This is a genomic window from Argonema antarcticum A004/B2 (assembly GCF_023333585.1).
In the GTDB taxonomy this organism is placed as follows: domain Bacteria; phylum Cyanobacteriota; class Cyanobacteriia; order Cyanobacteriales; family Aerosakkonemataceae; genus Argonema; species Argonema antarcticum.
Genome location: NZ_JAIQZN010000015.1, coordinates 1 through 17,075 on the forward strand (window position 1 = coordinate 1; position 17,075 = coordinate 17,075).

At 47.1% G+C, this 17,075-nt stretch carries 17 protein-coding genes and 1 pseudogene; 10 read left to right on the forward strand and 8 right to left on the reverse strand.

The genetic code is table 11. From position 1 onward, the window contains the following. Positions 1-73 precede the first annotated feature (73 nt). The 4 genes from LAY57_RS09010 to LAY57_RS09020 all read right to left on the reverse strand — a co-directional run bounded on the left by LAY57_RS09010 (position 74) and on the right by LAY57_RS09020 (position 4,908). Entirely contained in the window at positions 74-1,693 is a 1,620-nt protein-coding gene (locus LAY57_RS09010) for a CHAT domain-containing protein (protein WP_249066077.1), read from the reverse strand. Continuing rightward, on the reverse strand, positions 1,680-1,904 hold the full coding sequence (locus LAY57_RS36445; protein WP_420839076.1) for a hypothetical protein: 225 nt from the start codon (positions 1,902-1,904) through the stop codon (positions 1,680-1,682). Before LAY57_RS36445 ends, LAY57_RS09010 begins: the two co-directional genes overlap by 14 nt. A 290-nt stretch (positions 1,905-2,194) precedes the next feature. Beyond that, positions 2,195-4,459: a protein phosphatase 2C domain-containing protein gene (locus LAY57_RS09015; RefSeq protein WP_249066078.1), complete on the reverse strand. Its 2,265-nt coding sequence runs from the start codon at positions 4,457-4,459 to the stop codon at positions 2,195-2,197. Positions 4,460-4,632: 173 nt separating this feature from the next. Further along, on the reverse strand, positions 4,633-4,908 hold the full coding sequence (locus LAY57_RS09020; protein ID WP_249066079.1) for a DUF6737 family protein: 276 nt from the start codon (positions 4,906-4,908) through the stop codon (positions 4,633-4,635). A 260-nt stretch (positions 4,909-5,168) separates the two neighbouring features. Between LAY57_RS09020 and LAY57_RS09025 the strand changes: the two genes are divergently transcribed. Continuing rightward, a complete protein-coding gene (locus LAY57_RS09025; RefSeq protein WP_249066080.1) occupies positions 5,169-5,426 on the forward strand; it encodes a hypothetical protein in 258 nt (85 codons plus the stop codon). A 174-nt stretch (positions 5,427-5,600) separates the two neighbouring features. Beyond that, complete coding sequence (locus tag LAY57_RS09030; protein WP_249066081.1) at positions 5,601-5,873, forward strand: hypothetical protein; 273 nt, start codon at positions 5,601-5,603, stop codon at positions 5,871-5,873. 134 nt (positions 5,874-6,007) lie between these two features. Here the strand turns inward: LAY57_RS09030 and LAY57_RS09035 are convergent, their stop codons facing one another. From LAY57_RS09035 to LAY57_RS36450, 4 genes and pseudogenes are all read right to left on the reverse strand, one after another. Then, complete coding sequence (locus LAY57_RS09035; RefSeq protein WP_249066082.1) at positions 6,008-6,361, reverse strand: NAD(P)H-quinone oxidoreductase subunit M; 354 nt, start codon at positions 6,359-6,361, stop codon at positions 6,008-6,010. 114 nt (positions 6,362-6,475) lie between these two features. Further along, entirely contained in the window at positions 6,476-7,018 is a 543-nt protein-coding gene (locus tag LAY57_RS09040; RefSeq protein WP_249066083.1) for a LeuD/DmdB family oxidoreductase small subunit, read from the reverse strand. A gap of 412 nt (positions 7,019-7,430) precedes the next feature. Continuing rightward, positions 7,431-7,580 (reverse strand): annotated as a pseudogene (locus LAY57_RS09045) (transposase); the annotation flags it as partial. Beyond that, positions 7,581-7,733 (reverse strand): helix-turn-helix domain-containing protein, encoded by a 153-nt coding sequence (locus LAY57_RS36450; RefSeq protein WP_420839074.1) that lies wholly within the window; start codon positions 7,731-7,733, stop codon positions 7,581-7,583. A gap of 253 nt (positions 7,734-7,986) precedes the next feature. On the opposite strand from LAY57_RS36450, the gene hpsJ-B reads away from it, so the two are divergent. The 8 genes from hpsJ-B (at position 7,987) to argH (ending at position 17,003) form a co-directional block, all read left to right on the forward strand. Further along, entirely contained in the window at positions 7,987-8,817 is an 831-nt protein-coding gene (gene hpsJ-B, locus LAY57_RS09050; RefSeq protein WP_249066084.1) for a hormogonium polysaccharide biosynthesis protein HpsJ, read from the forward strand. Positions 8,818-8,921: 104 nt separating this feature from the next. Then, positions 8,922-9,821 (forward strand): glycosyltransferase family 2 protein, encoded by a 900-nt coding sequence (locus LAY57_RS09055; protein ID WP_249066085.1) that lies wholly within the window; start codon positions 8,922-8,924, stop codon positions 9,819-9,821. A gap of 243 nt (positions 9,822-10,064) precedes the next feature. Beyond that, positions 10,065-10,766, forward strand: coding sequence for a DUF502 domain-containing protein (locus LAY57_RS09060; RefSeq protein WP_249066086.1), 702 nt, complete (start codon positions 10,065-10,067; stop codon positions 10,764-10,766). 133 nt (positions 10,767-10,899) lie between these two features. Next, positions 10,900-11,529 carry a transcription antitermination factor NusB gene (gene nusB / locus LAY57_RS09065; RefSeq protein ID WP_249066087.1) on the forward strand — a complete coding sequence of 210 codons (630 nt, stop codon included), beginning with the start codon at positions 10,900-10,902 and terminating at the stop codon, positions 11,527-11,529. 43 nt (positions 11,530-11,572) lie between these two features. After that, positions 11,573-13,330, forward strand: coding sequence for a signal recognition particle-docking protein FtsY (ftsY, locus tag LAY57_RS09070; protein ID WP_249066088.1), 1,758 nt, complete (start codon positions 11,573-11,575; stop codon positions 13,328-13,330). A gap of 278 nt (positions 13,331-13,608) precedes the next feature. After that, on the forward strand, positions 13,609-15,144 hold the full coding sequence (locus LAY57_RS09075; RefSeq protein ID WP_249066089.1) for a PP2C family protein-serine/threonine phosphatase: 1,536 nt from the start codon (positions 13,609-13,611) through the stop codon (positions 15,142-15,144). A 96-nt stretch (positions 15,145-15,240) separates the two neighbouring features. Next, positions 15,241-15,483 carry a hypothetical protein gene (locus tag LAY57_RS09080; RefSeq protein WP_249066090.1) on the forward strand — a complete coding sequence of 81 codons (243 nt, stop codon included), beginning with the start codon at positions 15,241-15,243 and terminating at the stop codon, positions 15,481-15,483. Between the two features lie 98 nt (positions 15,484-15,581). Next, positions 15,582-17,003 (forward strand): argininosuccinate lyase, encoded by a 1,422-nt coding sequence (gene argH, locus LAY57_RS09085; RefSeq protein ID WP_249066091.1) that lies wholly within the window; start codon positions 15,582-15,584, stop codon positions 17,001-17,003. The last annotated feature ends 72 nt before the right edge of the window (positions 17,004-17,075 follow it).

Here is a 17,075-nt window from a genome sequence, read left to right on the forward strand (position 1 = left end):
AAGTCTGTTCTGAGGCATTCTTCTGTGATGTTAGAAGCCCACACTATAATCGCTTCGATTTAGTGTGGGTAGTTCACGGATCGATAATAAACTCCCAAATCTGCCCTTGGGAACTGCCAAACTTTAGCTGGATGCCGGTTTCCAAGAGAGCTTCTTGGTAATGAACTTTTCGCCAACCTGAAGCTCCCAAAATGAGAGTGCCGAAACGAGAAAAATCGCGCAGGAAGTATGTCGGCCCAGCTACACTATCTAAAGGATCGCCGCGACAAATAATTTCTGCGTGTCGTTGAGAAACCCACTTTTCGGAGATTACCAAGTCGTTTTCTTGCTGGCGGCGTCCTACTCGCATCAGTCCACCACGAATCCGCCAGATCGTAGTTGTCGATTCTAAGGGACGCAGGAAGGCCGCTCGTTCGCGTCCTATCCAAGTTAGGGAACTTTCTGGTAGCTCAGTGATACTTTCTGCCAAAGGCTGAAGCAATTGGCCGTCAAATTCTGGATGCAAATAGAGAACTGGTAAAGTCCAGGCAGGTTGATTGAACTTATATAGCGTCAACAATTGCTGCCTAGCCACAGCCACAGCCCGATCGATCGGCATCCGCTCCGCTAAAGCGCGGGAAAAAGCCTTGATAAAACTAATTGCTTCCTCGTCAGCAATAGCATCGCGCATTGCCAAAACAGCTGGTACGCCGTGATGAAGCAGCACTTCTGCCAAACTGCTGCGTGCGATCGCGCGATCGTTGTGCCGAGCCGATTGAGCTCCCCAACAAGCGTTAAAAACCGCTAGCGTCACCTGAGTGCGAGTCAGTACCTGCGCCAATTCAGTACCGTTCATAGTCACATCAGGCCCCAAAAACAGCAAGCCTCCGTCTGGTGCCGGTACACCGTGACCGGCATAAAACAGGATGTTGTAAGAGTTACTTTCTAGGCATGAAGTCAGTTCGGCGATAGTTGGCATAACCAGCGTATCTACAAGGCAGGGTACGAGGGTGGCAGTACCGTTAGGACTGACATTGCCGCTATTTTCAAGAATTTTAGCTAGAGCAACAGCCTCCTGTTCTAGTTTTAAAGTGCCATTTCTTGAGGTTTGCGTTGGGGCATTTTGTTGTCCTAAAACCAGCAGGATGTTTAGGTTTTGCTCTGGCTTAAGCGGTGGTAGAGGAGCGATATCGCTGGTAGTCCGACTAAAGAGCAATTGCTGAGAGAGAGAAACTGCCTGTTTCCCAGCTTGGGGTTGCATAATTTCCCAAGGCAGAGTGATTAAGTCTGGGTCGCGAATCTCCAGGCGCAGCCGCAGAGGTTGATTTTGCCCAATCGCGATTCCTTGGCTGTGATCGAGACTGCTTTGAATTGGCCCTTCAAATAGCCACTGCCAGAGTTGAATTCCCAACTGTTGCATCAGACGACCACCATAGCTGGTTGTCGAACCTAAAGGCGAAGATACCACTAAGGTCGTCGGCGCTAAAGCTAGTTGGACTGCTGGCATATTAGGAGAGAAAGACAAGCTTCGCGGGGAAAACATCTCCTGCCAAGCAAGCCAGGTCTGCGTTAAGGTTTCTGGCCAAATGCAGTCGTGGTGGAGATATCCACCGGGATAGGGGGCTTTTAAAACCCAGATGGCAAAGTGTTCTGCCTCAGCAGCTACCAGGCGAGCTACGCTTAAGTTAAGGCAAGGACTCTCAGATGGCGACATTCAGAACCCTTAAACTAAACCTGACTGGAGCAATTTTTTTTAACCTGTTTTCTATCAGTCTATAGTTAAAGGTTGTACGAGGCAAATATGACACTTGCCCACTCCAACCTTTTTGTATCCGTTCATTGTCTAAAAAAGAACACTTAGAAGTGTAACTTTCTTGTATAAGCTTCACGGTGATTTCTGCTAACCGCGCTTTATAATTTAACATTTCGATAAACCTCGCATGAGGTATGGCCACGAAATTTTAAATTGCGTCTGCCCAGATTTATTTCCTGTTTCCATCGATCTTTTTGCCTTTTCCCTAGTGTGCCGATGCGGTTGACTTCCACTTGGGGCTTAGGAAGAGTGGGAGAGGGGGGGAGTGGGGACTGGGGGAGTGGGGACTGGGGGAGGCTGGGACTGTTTTTGTACTCAGCACTCAGCACTTTGCTATAAGTCTTTGCTCGTTAAGAGTTCTCCTTTCCTGTGCCAATTTGAAATCTAAAATTTGAAATTATTTTAATTTGGGGCAACGAGGGGCGTGGAAGTGCTTCCAGGATTACATTTTGGCAGCCCAGCAGAGTCTTGGATGGAATTTTGCCTAATGTATGGTTCAAGATCTGCTTGCCGAATCCATCCTTCTTGGCTTGGTTTAATTAGATTATAGGTTCCCGGAAGCCGATCGGAGCTGATAGCACTGGGAATTGAGCATAATTTAAGCTTTAGCCATCTGTCTTGCTCTATAAGAGCTTTACTTTTGATTTCCAAAACGCTATTTTCTGGAACCATTCCTAGAGCAGTTTGTTTTTGAGGTGCTTCGTACAGCAAAAGGGGAACTTTTGGAATGGCCGAGTTTTTTGGCGATGAACTTCTAACCAGGATAACCGAACCCGGACTTAAGGATGGGACAGAGGCGGAACTCTTAACGGGACTTTCTAAGGATGGACTGTGTGGTTTTGGTTCGGGACTTTGCGCGGGATTCAAGATGGGGCTATCGCCCCATTTACCCAAAGCCAAATAGGCCAATGCCCCTCCCAACACCAACAGGAGAGCGATTCCTCCCAAGAGCGGTAACAAGCTTGGTTTCTGAAGTTGGGTCGGAAGCAGCCGGGTTTTGAGTGGGTGGGGAGTTTCACTCTGAGGGCTAACTGTTGAGCCAGTCCAAAGCAATTCCGCTACAGAAGAAGTTTCTGAAGTTATGCTAGTTGACTCGCCGCCGGTTACCCGGCAGTAAACTAAAGCGACAGTGACATTATCGTGACCGTTTTGGCTGTTGCCAATTTCGATCAGGTTTGCAGCCGCTGTGGGCAGGTCTAGTTTTCCCTCTAAAACTGGCAGAATTTCAGTATCCCAGTATTGCTCTACGCGATCGTTATCGCTTAAACCATCGGAGCAGAGGAGAAAAATACAGTCTTCATCGATGACGAACCTTTGGACTGTGGGATGCAGGCTTTTTGAGGAACTCATCCCCAATGCCTGAACCAAAGACCCAGATCCCAGTTGTTGTAGGGCTTCCCGATATAGAGCGTAGCCCAGCCGCACTTCCCGACTGGCGATATCATCGTCTAAGGTAACTTGATGGCAACCCGTGCGGGTAATCCAGTAGACTCGACTATCCCCAATATGAGCAATGTAGATCTCGTGGGCTCTTGCTGCGGCCATTACTAACGTTGTGCCCATGCGTTGTCTGTCGTATCGCCCTTCGATATCGTTTAATTCGCTGATGCGATCGTTGGCTTCACAGACTGTATGTTCTAATTCTGCTAGAGCATTAAGGTTGCTGCTCTCCAGCAAGAGCGGCTCGTTCTGCCAGCCTTGCGCTTGAGCTACCACTGTTTCTATTGCTAAGTTAGAAGCTACATTACCGCCCTCATGTCCCCCAATGCCGTCGCAGACCACCGCTAGAGCTTGCCCACCGGTGGGGATTTTGGAAAAGCTCTCACTTGACGGGTAGCAGGCATCCTCATTGCGTAATCTGGTGGGGCCTGTGTCTGTGGAGGTGGCGATTTGATAGGTGCCAGATTGCGATCGTCCTATTGTAAACAGGGCTCGATCTAATTGAGCTACCAATTCTTCAGGAAATACTTCTCCTTGGATCGTTTGCTGACATAATTGTTCCAGAAAACCCGCGATCGCAGGTTTTGCCTCTTTTACCCATTGCAACCACATCTGACCCAAATCGCTTAGGGTTGGTTCTTCTCGATCCTGCCGCAATTCCAATAACCGCACTAGAGGCCCTTCTACCCGCAGCAGCTCATCTGACAGCAAGCTAGTCGCCACACCCGCGTTCTTAAAAGGTTGCCACAGTTGGGCAATCTGCCACAACCAATTTAGCTGGCGCATACCGGTTGCGTTTTTCCAAGCAGCCCCTAATTTTGGCATTAAATTAGGCAATGAGCTTTTTCGATCGCCTAAAATGGGAGCTTGCTCTAGCAACAAGATTGCTTCCTTTTGATTTTTCTTATGAGGCGGTAAGAGTCCGTAAACTTGGGGAACTTGGAGCCGATAGGGAAACAGCCGCAAATAAGGTGCGATCGCATCCGTTATATCTTGCGGAAATGATGGTGTAAAGCCCGGTTTGGTATCCAGCAGAATTCTGTCCCGTTTGACTGCGTAGCGCTGGGCCAAAATTTGACCGGGTTTATAGCCTTCTTTGCCAAAGCCCACAGCCCACAAATAGCGTTTTGGTACAGGGGTACCACATTGCTGGCAAAACCTGTTAGTCTCTGGATTGGGAGCCTGACAGTTTGGATTTGGGCAAGTAATTTTAGCAGCGTCTGCCATGAAGATTCTTTCACTCCAAGCCTTCAGGATTTGGCGGGCGATATGCAGCGCCGAGCATTAAAGCTGAGTTGTACTCAAATCGTCAAATCGTTTGACGAGCGGCGATTTGAGGGCCAGACTCTCAACCAGTTTTTAACCCTATCATAAAGCCGATCGTCTACTATCTTGGCTTCTCATTCTTCAACGCTATCAGGTGTAGATTGCAGATACTGAGACGACAGGGGTATGCTGCTGTCTCTCATCAGTTGGGGCCAGATGATTAAAAAGAAGCCCATCCACGTTAACACGGGCAGGGAAATCAGAACGGTGACCCAAATAGTGTTCCATAATAGCCAGCTTGAGCCAATTAGTGCAATACCCGTTAGCAGTATTGACCAAGGCTGGCACCACCAAGGTTTGTATGTCCAGGGGTTCATATCGATTTTCGTTTTTGGATATTGTTCAACCATGCTAAATATGCAGTCACCAACTGAACGCAATCTCGGTAAAGTAGGGGTTTCACCCCGCTTGAGCTAGATCTGTAGAACCTCTAAATTTAAAAATCGTCATCTGCCCATCTTTCAACCGTCGAGCTATCCACCTCCCTGATTTCCGGCTCTTAAAGTGGATCTTAGCGGATAAAGCTTTCATCCTAGAACAAGCAACGATCGTGTTTTCCTGCTTTAGGAGTAGCTCGATATAAGTACAAATACGTTTTTTGGTGATTTTTATGCCCAACCCTATATTCAACCAACCTCTAGATCGAAAAGTCCCGGCTTATGAATCGCCTGCTACACAGGAAATCCATCAACGGCTGGCCAGCTTAAAAAAATCTCAGACTATGCTTTACCGGATGATGAACCTTGAGACTTGGGCAATTGTCGGCACTATGGAGGAATTCGATCCTGGGTTTTGGAATCGCTTTATGACTAATCGTCAACTAGCTTTTAAAAATTTTTTAGCCCAAAAAAAAGCTCAGCGCTCCTAAGTTGCCTCCTCTGTTGTACGACCGATTCCCTTTAACCATCCGCTAGTCCAAATCCCAAACTGCCATCCCCTAAAGGTATATTATCTAAATTACACCATCAGAAGGAGGCGATCGCGCCTCTACTTTTTTAAGATAGCTTTATAAAAGTCAAAAAAACAAGTAATTAGGTATTACATGAATAAGCCAAAAGAAGATACTACCCATCGGGCAACAAATCCAGGGGACAGAATTGCGGACGAGCCACAAACCATTGAAGAAAAATCCCAACAATTAGCTGTAGATGATGTTCCCGACATCACTGGCGATCGCATTACAGTTCCCACTTACTTTGTTGTCGAAGAAGATGGTGAAAAAAAGGCACTACACCATGTAAAAGATGCAGAAGAAATTTCTGATGTAATTAGACAAGCTCGCGTTGACGAAAACGGAAATAGAATTTGGTCGTAAGTAAACCCAAAATATTTTTCTTCGTCTTCCAACGAAAAACCCGGTCACTTTCCCACCTAATTTTATCTTTTATAATTAGATGAAAAACCGGGTTTTCCCAAAGCTCTCCTATTATCAAAAGGAGCCTTGATTAATCATTTTTGGGTGGGGATGGGAGTGGGTGCAACTTGAGGTAATCCCATACTGTAATTGAGGACACGACCGTCAAGATTGTAACTTATTTCGCCTTTTTGGAGAAGCGATCGCACAAGATGTTCCAGATCGGAACCAATCCGACGAAGGTTATATTCGGTCAAGTCTTCTCCGCTATAAGACTCAACTAACTCATCAAATTTCCGATAAACTTTTTGCACAGCTTCATCGTTCCAATTCAATTCATTGTCTGGATCGATATCTAAAGTTAATACGCTGTCACTGGGAACTAGCTCGTTGTTCTCAACTTCAGCGGTAAAGATACGGATGTGGCGGGTTGTAGACTTGAGCAGCATAGTGGCGGTGTTCTAAAGCAAGGACTTTCTTACTTTAATTTTAAACGTTTGTAAAGGCAATTCCTGTTTTAACTCAGATTGGCAGATCCTACAGATCTGATACCTGGTTGGTTTTCAGCGGGGAATCATCCCAGCTTCACGCGCATAAGCAAAAATTCCTCCAGCTTCAATCACCGGGCCTACTTCTCCTATAGGCTTAAGAGTGTATGTTTTGCCTTGGGTGTGGTTGATCAATTGATTTTGGGCGAAGTCGATCGAAACTTCCTGACCCGTTTCAAACAAATCGCACAGCCGCTCGACCGATTCCCACGGGTAAAGTTCGCCTGTAGCCGAGCAGTTGCGGAAAAATATCCTGGCGTATGACTGCGCCACTACAGCTTCGACCCCAGATGCTCCCAAAGCAATAGGTGCGTGTTCCCGTGAAGAACCGCAGCCGAAGTTTTCCCCCGCGACAATTATAGGGTAGCGCGTCTTAATTTCTCCAGTCGCTATAAATTTACTGTAGCGATCGGGTAAGCCTACAAGAGCATAACTGCCCAGCTTTTCGTACTCATCAGGCTTAGAAGGAACCAGAGTCAGATATTCTGCTGGAATGATTTGATCGGTGTCAATATTGTCATCCAAAACAAAGATCGGGCCGCGAATCACTTTGCTCATAATTAATCCCCTCTTTGGCCTCAGCAGTTTGTGACTGAGCTAACTCTACTTCCATAACATCATACCTTAAAAAGCGCCCACTACTTACATTCTAAGTTTACTCTCATTTTTGAGGCAGGATAAAAACTAATTTCTTTCGTCATAGCAGTGGTTAGTTAGACTAATATTTTATCTCTTGTCGAAATGAAAAAACTATATTTACTTTAAGATTGGGAAAGTTCAATTTGGGTATAATGTTCGCGGTCACAAGCCTTGACACTCATCTGAAAAATCCAGGCAAGAACTATAAAATTATACTTAAAACAGTAAAGTATCATTGATAAAAAGTTAAAATTTGTAATTTACTGTGCCTGACTCCTCGATTGAGGTAATATCATAGAAGTTTGTTGCTAAATAGCGATAAATTTCATCAGATCCAACCAGACCCATTCCGATCTTCTATAACTTTTTGGCTGTGGTTTTTAGCTAAATAAGAAGTTATCTGATGTAATGTGTTTTGACGAATGTTGGCTACTCGTTGATGAGCGCGGACTAACTTGTGTCTGGCTTTTGACCAATTTTTTCACGGTTGGCGGTTGGTTAGGCCAGATCGATCGGCTTCACCGCACAATCTTAGCGCCCAGTTGTAGATCCACCGACTGTAACTAGCGTGTCGGGCTATGACAGTGGCTTGCCGGTCGGAAAGCTCAAGTCTGGTTTGAAACGAGCGCAGCATTTTCCTTGTGCTGCCTTGATGTCCAATTTATCCTAAAAAATGGCGATTAGTAATCAGGTCCCCACCTCAATAACTGGAGTGAGTCTCTTGCAGGCTAAAGTCTGTGAAGCAAATATTTTAGCAGAAGCCAGACTTAGCCCTCGGGCAGCACTCCAGGCAGAAGGGATGCTGAATAAGCGTAAAAGCCATGACAAACTAGATATAGCTAACCAGCATCTTTGAAGTAAACCATAACTGACTTACAAAGAAACTTATGAAAGGATCTGCAAACCGTCTAATTTCCGCGCCAGCTGCTTTGATTTCAAAGCTTGTAGGAACAATTTTGATTTTGTCTTTTCTGCTGGACACTGTAACGCTTTTAATTCCCTCTAGCCCACCCTTTAGCCCTCTGGATAGAGGGTGGCAACTGACTGCGACTACCCAGCTAGTTGAGCGAGGATTCATTCCTATGCTGGGTATGGCCTTGCTGTTCCTGGGGTCTTGGATGGACGATCAGGTAGACGGGCAAGGAAGCGGTCAACCGTGGCAATTGGTGAAATTAGGGGCTCTAGTGCTTTCAGGGATTTTGGGGTTGGTCTTTTTGCTAGCAGCTCCGTTACACATTAACAATGTTCGTCTGGCTAGCAATGAGGGGCTCCAGCGAATCCAGCAGCAGGCTACTCAAGCCGAAACTCAGCTTAGCAGTCCAGATTTTAGGGCTCAAGTGGAACAGCGAAGAACCCAAATTAAAACCCAAATCGGCGATTTGCTCAAAGACGACCAGAGGCTAAACCAAGCACTTCAAAGCGGGCAAGTCCCCGACCAACTCAAAACCGTTCTCCAGCAATCTAAGGACAACCCAAGCGTGCTGGACAATTATCTGGAACAGCAAGCCAAAGACTTTAGCAATCAAACGCTCACCCAAGTTCGCGATCGCAAGCAACAACTGGAAAAACAGGCCAAGATGGGAGCATTGAAATCCCAGGTGCAAATTGGCCTTAGCAGTTTGTTCTTGGCGATCGGTTACTTTATCATCACCGGGACTGGATTGAGCGGTGTGCTGTCATCTCCAAAAATCGGGCCTCGGAAAGCGCCCAAGCGTTAGGTGGCTTTTCTTGGATGTGACGCAATTGCCGATCGTCAGGAGAACCTTGGAATGTTTATGTATCCAATGAGATCTCGTTCTTTTCCCTAACTCTTAAGTTTTTCATGTTCTCGATTTATATCCTGACCTACAACGAAGAAATTGATATCGCAGCTTGCATCGAGTCGGCTCTCCTGTCAGACGATGTTATAGTAGTCGATTCTCTCAGCAGCGATCGCACCGTCGAGATTGCCAGCCGCTATCGGGTCCAGACGGTGCAGCACCGTTTTGAAAGCCACGGACTTCAGCGGACTTGGATGCTGCAATCCGTTCCCACCAAACACGAATGGGTCTACATCCTGGAAGCGGATGAGCGGATGACTCAAGAGCTATTTCAAGAATGTCTCAAAGCAATTGAGAGTCAGGAATATATCGGCTACTATGCAGCCGAGCGAGTCATGTTCATGGGTCAGTGGATTCGGCGCTGCACCCAATACCCCCGTTACCAAATGCGCCTCTTCCGCAAGGACAAAGTCTGGTTTACCGATTACGGTCACACAGAACGGGAAGTTTGTGATGGCAAAACGGGCTTTCTGAAAGAAACCTATCCACATTACACCAATAGCAAGGGATTAAGTCGCTGGATAGAGAAGCATAATCGCTACTCCACGGACGAAGCCAGAGAAACCCTGCGCCAGCTGGAGAACGGAAAAGTCAATTGGCGAGAGTTGTTTTTTGGCTCTTCCGAAGTGGAAAAACGGCGAGCCCTCAAAGATTTGTCGCTGCGTTTACCTGGACGACCCCTATTGCGCTTTTTCTATATGTATTTTCTACTGGGCGGCTGTCTGGATGGGCGGGGGGGATTTGCTTGGTGTACTTTGCAAGCTTTCTACGAATATCTGATTTTACTCAAGGTCTGGGAAATGAAGCATCTGCCTACCCCTTACTTAGACCAATCGGGGAAGCTTTCTGCCGATCGAGAAGGTAAAATTATCGATCCGGCTGAGGTTAGTCCTTCAACTTAGGCAAAAAACAGTATGCGGAAAAATGTTAATTCTGATACCATCATCTCCAGCCCCTGTATGCTGTAAGTTTTTCCCAAGCGCCGGATGAAGGAAACTTTCACGTCCGGTTTTGGCTAAGGTGAGGGAGGCGACTCCCTCACCTTAGCCAGCGAGTGTCAACGTAGGGTAAGTTAGGGTAAGGGATAAGGGTCGCTGTGTCGGCTATATAATTTTCCCATCTGGTTAAAAGAGAGTGGGCTATCTGTGATCCAACGCTTGAAGCAGGACTTAAAAAATGACCTGATTGCAGGTCTTTTGGTAGTAATTCCCCTGGCTACCACAATTTGGCTGACGATTACGATCGCGACTTGGGTGATCAATTTTCTCACCCGCATTCCGAAGCAACTCAATCCTTTTGACGATCTCCATCCTATTTTGGTCAACCTGCTGAATCTGGCTGTGGGACTGATGGTACCCCTGCTGTGTATTCTGCTGATTGGCTTGATGGCCAGGAATTTTGCTGGGCGATGGTTGCTAGATGTTGGTGAGAGGATACTGCAAGCAATTCCGTTGGCTGGCTCTGTTTACAAAACCCTCAAACAACTCCTAGAAACCTTACTGAAGGATTCTAACGGGAAGTTTCGCCGCGTAATTTTAGTGGAATACCCACGTCGAGGGATATGGGCTCTAGCCTTTGTCACTGGAGAGCTAAGCAGCGATATGCAGGCTCGCCTATCCAGATCGACGATGATCAGTGTTTTCATCCCAACTACCCCCAACCCCGCCACAGGTTGGTATGCGATCGTTTCAGAAGATGAAGTTGTAGATCTCGCCATCTCTGTGGAAGATGCCTTCAAAGTTATTATCTCTGGTGGTATCGTTAGTCCCAGTCCCTTAACTCCTATGTCATCCCTTCCGCCTTTGCAAGATCGGAAGGTGGAACAGCCTATGCTTGAAGAAAGATGAAGTTCAGAAAGTTCAGCTTGGTAATTGACTAAAGGGAATTTAAAATTGCAGATTTAAAATCGTCAATTCAAAACAAATCTAAAATCTAAAATCTAAAATTCCCCATTCCCCATGATTTATTACAAAAAAAATAATGCAATCTCGACGAATTTCTCGCGAACTGGCGCTTCTAAGCCTCTCTCAGCTATCTGCAAATGCAGAGAAACTTTCCGAACAGCAAATACCCGAACTGATTGTGGCGGCTATCCGCACTTTGAGTACGGAAGTTAAAGATGGTTTGGAAGCTGCGGCTGGGGAACTGCAACGCGGGAGCGATCGCCTCTTAAATAGCGAAACCCGCGCCATAGATGTACAAAGTGCTAGGGCTATGATAAAAGAGGCTATAGAACTGACTCAAACCGCAATCAACCGCGTTGGTGCATCTGTAGAGTTGCCAGAATTTATCCAGCTATCCAATCAAAAAGATGTTCGCCACTACGCGGTGCAAATTATCGGTACAGTTAATGCCGAGAAAGCCGAACTCGATGAGGTCATAACTCAAGCAATGGTCGATTGGCAATTAAATCGTCTAGCTCGGATTGACAGAGATATACTCCGAATCGCAGTATGCGAAATGAAGTATTTAGGGATTCCCGAACCAGTCGCCATTAATGAAGCGGTAGAGCTAGCTAAACGCTACAGTGGTGAGGAAGGCCATCGTTTTATCAACGGGGTTTTACGTCGAGTGAGCGATCGAGTCAAAGTACAATCCCCCTTGAGTTAAAAGCAGCATTTCACCAGTTCTGCCAACCCGTAAAGTAGGTGTTATGGTTTTTAATTGGTTCCGCCGCCAGTATAGCGACAGTAAAGAACAACCGCAGGATAAAGCGGCTTCATCCGCACAGCCAGAACCGCAACCCGAATCAGATACATCCGATCGGCCTGAAGAGCAATCTCAGCAGCAAGTTGCTGAAGACTACTTGGCTTGGGCAAAAGCCGCCTATAAAAATATCCAAGCTAAGCAACAAACACAAACCGCCACAACAGCGATAGAACCTCAGCCAACGGAAGAGATAGAGGGGCAGAGGAGCAGAGAGGCAGAGGAGTCTCAAACAATACCGACGCAACAAGAAACTTCCGAAGTAGAAATTTCGACAACAGTTGCCTTAGACGCTGTAACAGAAGAACTGGAACTCCTTGAGACAGTAGTAGCCGCAGAGGTAGCAACTCCCGACACTGATACGCCTGAAGTAGAAAAAGTGGCTACGGTTACAGAAAACGCAGAGGCAATTGCTCCAGAAACTGCCCTAGAGTCACCGGAAATTCCTCAACCTTCACAGCAGGAAGCCGTCGCCCAGGCGTCACCCGCAGAAGAACAGGTAAATCTTCCAGATTCGTCACCCCAAGAGGCAGACGTTGCAGCCACAGTAGCACCAGTACCTTTTTGGGCGCGGGATGACCGACAAGCACGCTTAGAAAGGCTCAAAGCGACAGCAATTGAAGAATCAGAACCGGAAGTCCAGCCAGTCGTTGCAGTCACTGGGTCTGCAACAGAAGAAGAAATTCCGGGAGTCTTTTTTGATGACGGGTTCCTATGGTCGGCGGAAATTCTCGCTTCCCAAGGTCGTCGCCCTGAAGATGTTTCTGTAGAAGAAATTACCTGGCTCAAGAAGCTGCGACAAGGCTTAGACAAAACTCGCCGTAACCTGATCAATCAGCTAAAAGCGATCGTCGGTCAGGGGCCCCTCAATCAAGATGCGGTCATGGAGATCGAGTCTTTGCTGTTGCAAGCCGATGTCGGCGTAGAAGCAACAGATTATATCATAAAATCGCTACAAAACAAGTTGCGCGAGCAAGCACTACCACCTGATGCAGCGCTTGCCTACCTCAAGCAGATCCTGCGGGATATGCTCAATGCCCCCCTCCATAAATCATCTTATCAAGCCACCTTTGCACCAGAAAAAGAAACTTTCAATATCTGGTTGATTACCGGGGTGAACGGTGCCGGGAAAACTACAACAATTGGCAAAATTGCCCATCTCGCCCAAAAATCTGGCTATAAGTGCCTGATTGGGGCAGCGGATACCTTCCGGGCAGCAGCAGTACAACAGGTGAAGGTATGGGGTCAGCGGAGTGGGGTGGAAGTGGTAGCCAATCCGGGACAAAATACAGACCCAGCCGCTGTGGTATTTGATGCGATCGCAGCAGCCAAAGCGCGGGGCACAGAATTGCTGCTAGTGGATACCGCAGGCCGTCTCCAGAACAAGAAAAACTTGATGGAGGAACTCACCAAGATTCGCCGCATCATTGACAAAAAAGCTCCAGAGGCTCACGTTGAATCTCTCCTGGTTTTAGACGCCACCTTGGGTCAAAACGGTCTGCGCCAAGCCCAAGTTTTCTCAGAAGCAGCAAAACTAAGCGGCGTCGTGCTGACTAAACTGGATGGAACTGCCAAGGGTGGCGTTGCCTTAGCAGTCGTGCAGCAATTGGGTCTCCCCATCCGCTTTATAGGTGCCGGTGAAGGCATTGAAGACTTACGTCCCTTCTCCAGCTATGAGTTTATCGAAGCCCTGCTGAGCGGTTAGCCTACAAGAGTTCTCAGTTGTGAATTAAGAATTATAAAGACTATTGGCACAACAGCTTATTAGCGGTATGATGGCGGCTCTAATACCTAATTTCAGATTTCAGATTTAAAATTCAAACAAATTTGAAATCTAAAATCTGATATTCTTCCTTAGCCCGGTCAGAGGCTCTAATACCTAATTTAAGATTTCAGATTTAAAATTCAAACAAATCTGAAATCTGAAATCTGAAATCTGAAATTCTTCCTATGCTTGATTAATTACTCTTAACCGCCGAGCCAATGACTGCTGTGCCCCTGCCAAGACCTTCCTCTCAATCGTCTGACGACCATAGCGACGCCTCTGGTGAAGTGACACCAGTCTTTGCCCTCAAAGAACTGGTGGCCCGGTTGCATCGGGAACAACACAAAATTCAAGATTTGTTAAGTTCATTAGGGTTTGCGCTGCGAAGTTTTAACAATCTAAATCAGTTTTTGGAATTGATACCCTTGATGGCAATGCGAGTCACAGATGCCGACGGGAGTGCCTTAGTGCTTCTAAAACCGAACGGTCAAGTTAGACTAGAGCAGCTGCATTGCCAAGGTAATCTTCGAGGTGCCGATATACGGAAGGCGATAGAAACAGCAACTAATAAGCTTCGAGAGACCAACCTAAAAACATCGCCGCAGACACCCGCAGCGCTGGCAAACTTTGATGTCAAGGAAACATCCACCCAAGACAGAGGACTGGCTATTCTTGATGAGCAGGTGACCCAGTACTTAGGGCCAGATATACATTTGTTCGGGACGGCAATTTTAATCAAGCAAGTGGAGCGGGGGCGTTTGTATGTTTTCAGTCGAGATCCAGAATACACTTGGACGGAAACGCGACAGAAGTTAGTTCGGTTAGTCGCAGATCAAACAGCGGTAGCGATCGCGAACGATGAACTGACGGTAGAATTACGCAAGAAGGAACGCCTCGATCGCGAACTCGAAATTGGGGCTGAAATCCAACAGAGATTGCTCCCCCGCCAGTGTCCTACAATTCCTGGCATCCAACTAGCCGCTCGCTGCCAACCTGCCAACCGCGTCGGCGGAGACTACTACGACTTTATCCCCACTTCACCTCACCACCTGGCAAGCTTCGATCGGGACGAGCAAAGGGACACAGAAGCAGAGAAGCAAAAGAAACTACCCAGTCAAGAGTCCCTAGTCTCCAATCAAGAGCCTCCAAATGGACGTTGGGCTATAGTCATAGGCGATGTGATGGGCAAAGGCGTCCCGGCTGGGCTGCTGATGACTATGACTAGGGGAATGCTACGGGCAGAAGTGCTAAACGGTCACTCGCCATCTCGCATCCTGCAACATCTCAATCAGGTTATGTATGCCGATCTGGAAAATTCCCATCGGTTTGTGACCCTATTTTATTCAGAATATAATCTTCAAACTCGTATCCTTTATTACAGCAATGCCGCCCACAATCCTCCATTCTTGTGGCAGGCATCAACGCGATCGGTTAAGCGTTTAGATACCTTGGGTATGCTGATTGGCTTGGATGCCAATTCTCAGTATGAGGAGGGTCAGGTGCAGTTGGCTCTGGGCGATACTTTAATTTACTATACAGATGGTTTTACAGAAGCGGCTAACGATCGTGGAGAGCGCTTCGATGAGGAAAACTTGCTCCGCGCTTTTGAGCGCGCCTGTCAGCATTGCCAGGGTTCGCAAACAATTCTAGATTACCTTTTTGAGCAAGTTCAGCAATTTATTGGACTGGGAAATCGCAATGGGGACGATATGACACTCGTGGTAATGCAAATTGTTGCACCTGCTAATAGCTGAGTGGGTATTCTCTCATTTGTGCCATAATCTCTAATTTAGAAGGTAAGCTCAGTACCTATATAATCAAAACTCCCTTTACATGAGGAAAGAATAGCGATGGTCGTTAATGCAATTCAAGCAATGACCAATTGGGGGGCTATCCAGGCTCATTCGATCGATTCTGTATTGGTGTTAGTATCCAAGTTGCCGGTTTCGGTGACATTGTTCGCTCAACAAGTCAGCGACCCAGACCTTTTGGGACAGGCGCAAAGAGCTTGGGGTCATTTCATTCAGTCAGGCCAAATCTGGGCGCTGGTAGTGGGGGTGATTGTGGGCTACTTTATTCGAGGGATGGTATAAAGTTACCTAATCTCTGTTCAAAGGCAAAAGCACTCATCCTAATAATTTGCTACTTTTTATTTTCCAAACACGGCTAGTCCTAGAAAAAAGAGGAAAAGTTGGATACCGAACTCACTCAACAACCAGCTGGCGATCCTACAGCCAAAACCTGGAGCCAGAGGTTTGAATCGGCATTACACCCGGCGATCGCTCGTTTCAATGCTAGTATCGGTTTTGACATAGAACTGATTGAGTACGACATCACCGGCTCCCAAGCTCATGCCAAAATGCTGGCTCGCACGGGCATTATCTCTCCTGAAGATGGCGAACAGCTGGTCGCTGGTTTAGAACAGATTCGTCAAGAATACCGTCAAGGGCAATTTCAACCAGGTATAGACGCTGAGGATGTCCACTTTGCCGTAGAGCGTCGCCTCACGGAAATTGTGGGTGATGTTGGTAAAAAGTTACACACAGCCCGATCGCGCAACGACCAGGTGGGAACAGACACGCGGCTTTATCTGCGCGATCGCATTGACCAAATCCGCAGCCAGTTGCGGGAATTTCAAACCGTGCTGATCGACATAGCAGAGGTTAACGTCGAAACCTTGATTCCCGGCTACACTCATCTTCAACGCGCTCAGCCGGTTAGTTTAGCCCATCACCTCCTAGCCTATTTTGAAATGCTACAGAGGGACTACGAGCGATTGGGCGAAATCCAAAAGCGCGTGAATATATCGCCTTTGGGCTGTGGGGCACTGGCGGGTACTACCTTCCCAATCGATCGACATTACGCAGCTAAGGAGTTGCATTTTGACGGTGTTTATGGTAATAGCTTGGATGGAGTGAGCGATCGCGACTTTGCGATCGAATTCCTCTGCGCCGCCAGTCTCATTATGGTTCACCTCAGCCGTCTGAGCGAGGAAATGATCCTTTGGGCATCCCAGGAATTCGGTTTTATCACCCTAAAAGATAGCTGTGCTACTGGTTCGAGCATCATGCCCCAAAAGAAAAACCCCGACGTTCCAGAACTGGTGCGGGGAAAAGCGGGGCGGGTTTTTGGTCATCTGCAAGCTATGTTGGTGCTGATGAAAGGGCTTCCCCTGGCTTACAACAAAGATTTGCAAGAAGACAAAGAAGCCCTTTTTGATAGCGTTAAAACGGTTAAAGCTTGCTTGGAAGCTATGACTATCCTTATACGGGAAGGACTGGAATTTAAGACCGATCGCCTCCGAGAAGCTGTTTCAGAAGACTTTTCCAATGCCACGGATGTGGCAGATTACCTAGCAGCACGAGGCGTACCTTTCCGCGAAGCTTATAACTTGGTGGGTAAAGTTGTAAAAACCTGCCTCGCGGGGGGCAAATTGCTTAAGGATCTTACTTTAGAAGAATGGAAAGCATTGCACCCAAGCTTCGAGGTAGATATTTATGAAGCGATCGCTCCCCAGCGAGTAGTAGCAGCCCGCAATAGTTATGGCGGTACTGGCTTCGACCAAGTAAATCAAGCACTTCAAACAGCTAAGTCTCGACTCGCCTTAAGCTGAGATGCTGTTAAACTGCGGCACTGGGGAGCACTTATATTACCAAATATTCTGTCTGGACTCGCCATCGCCACA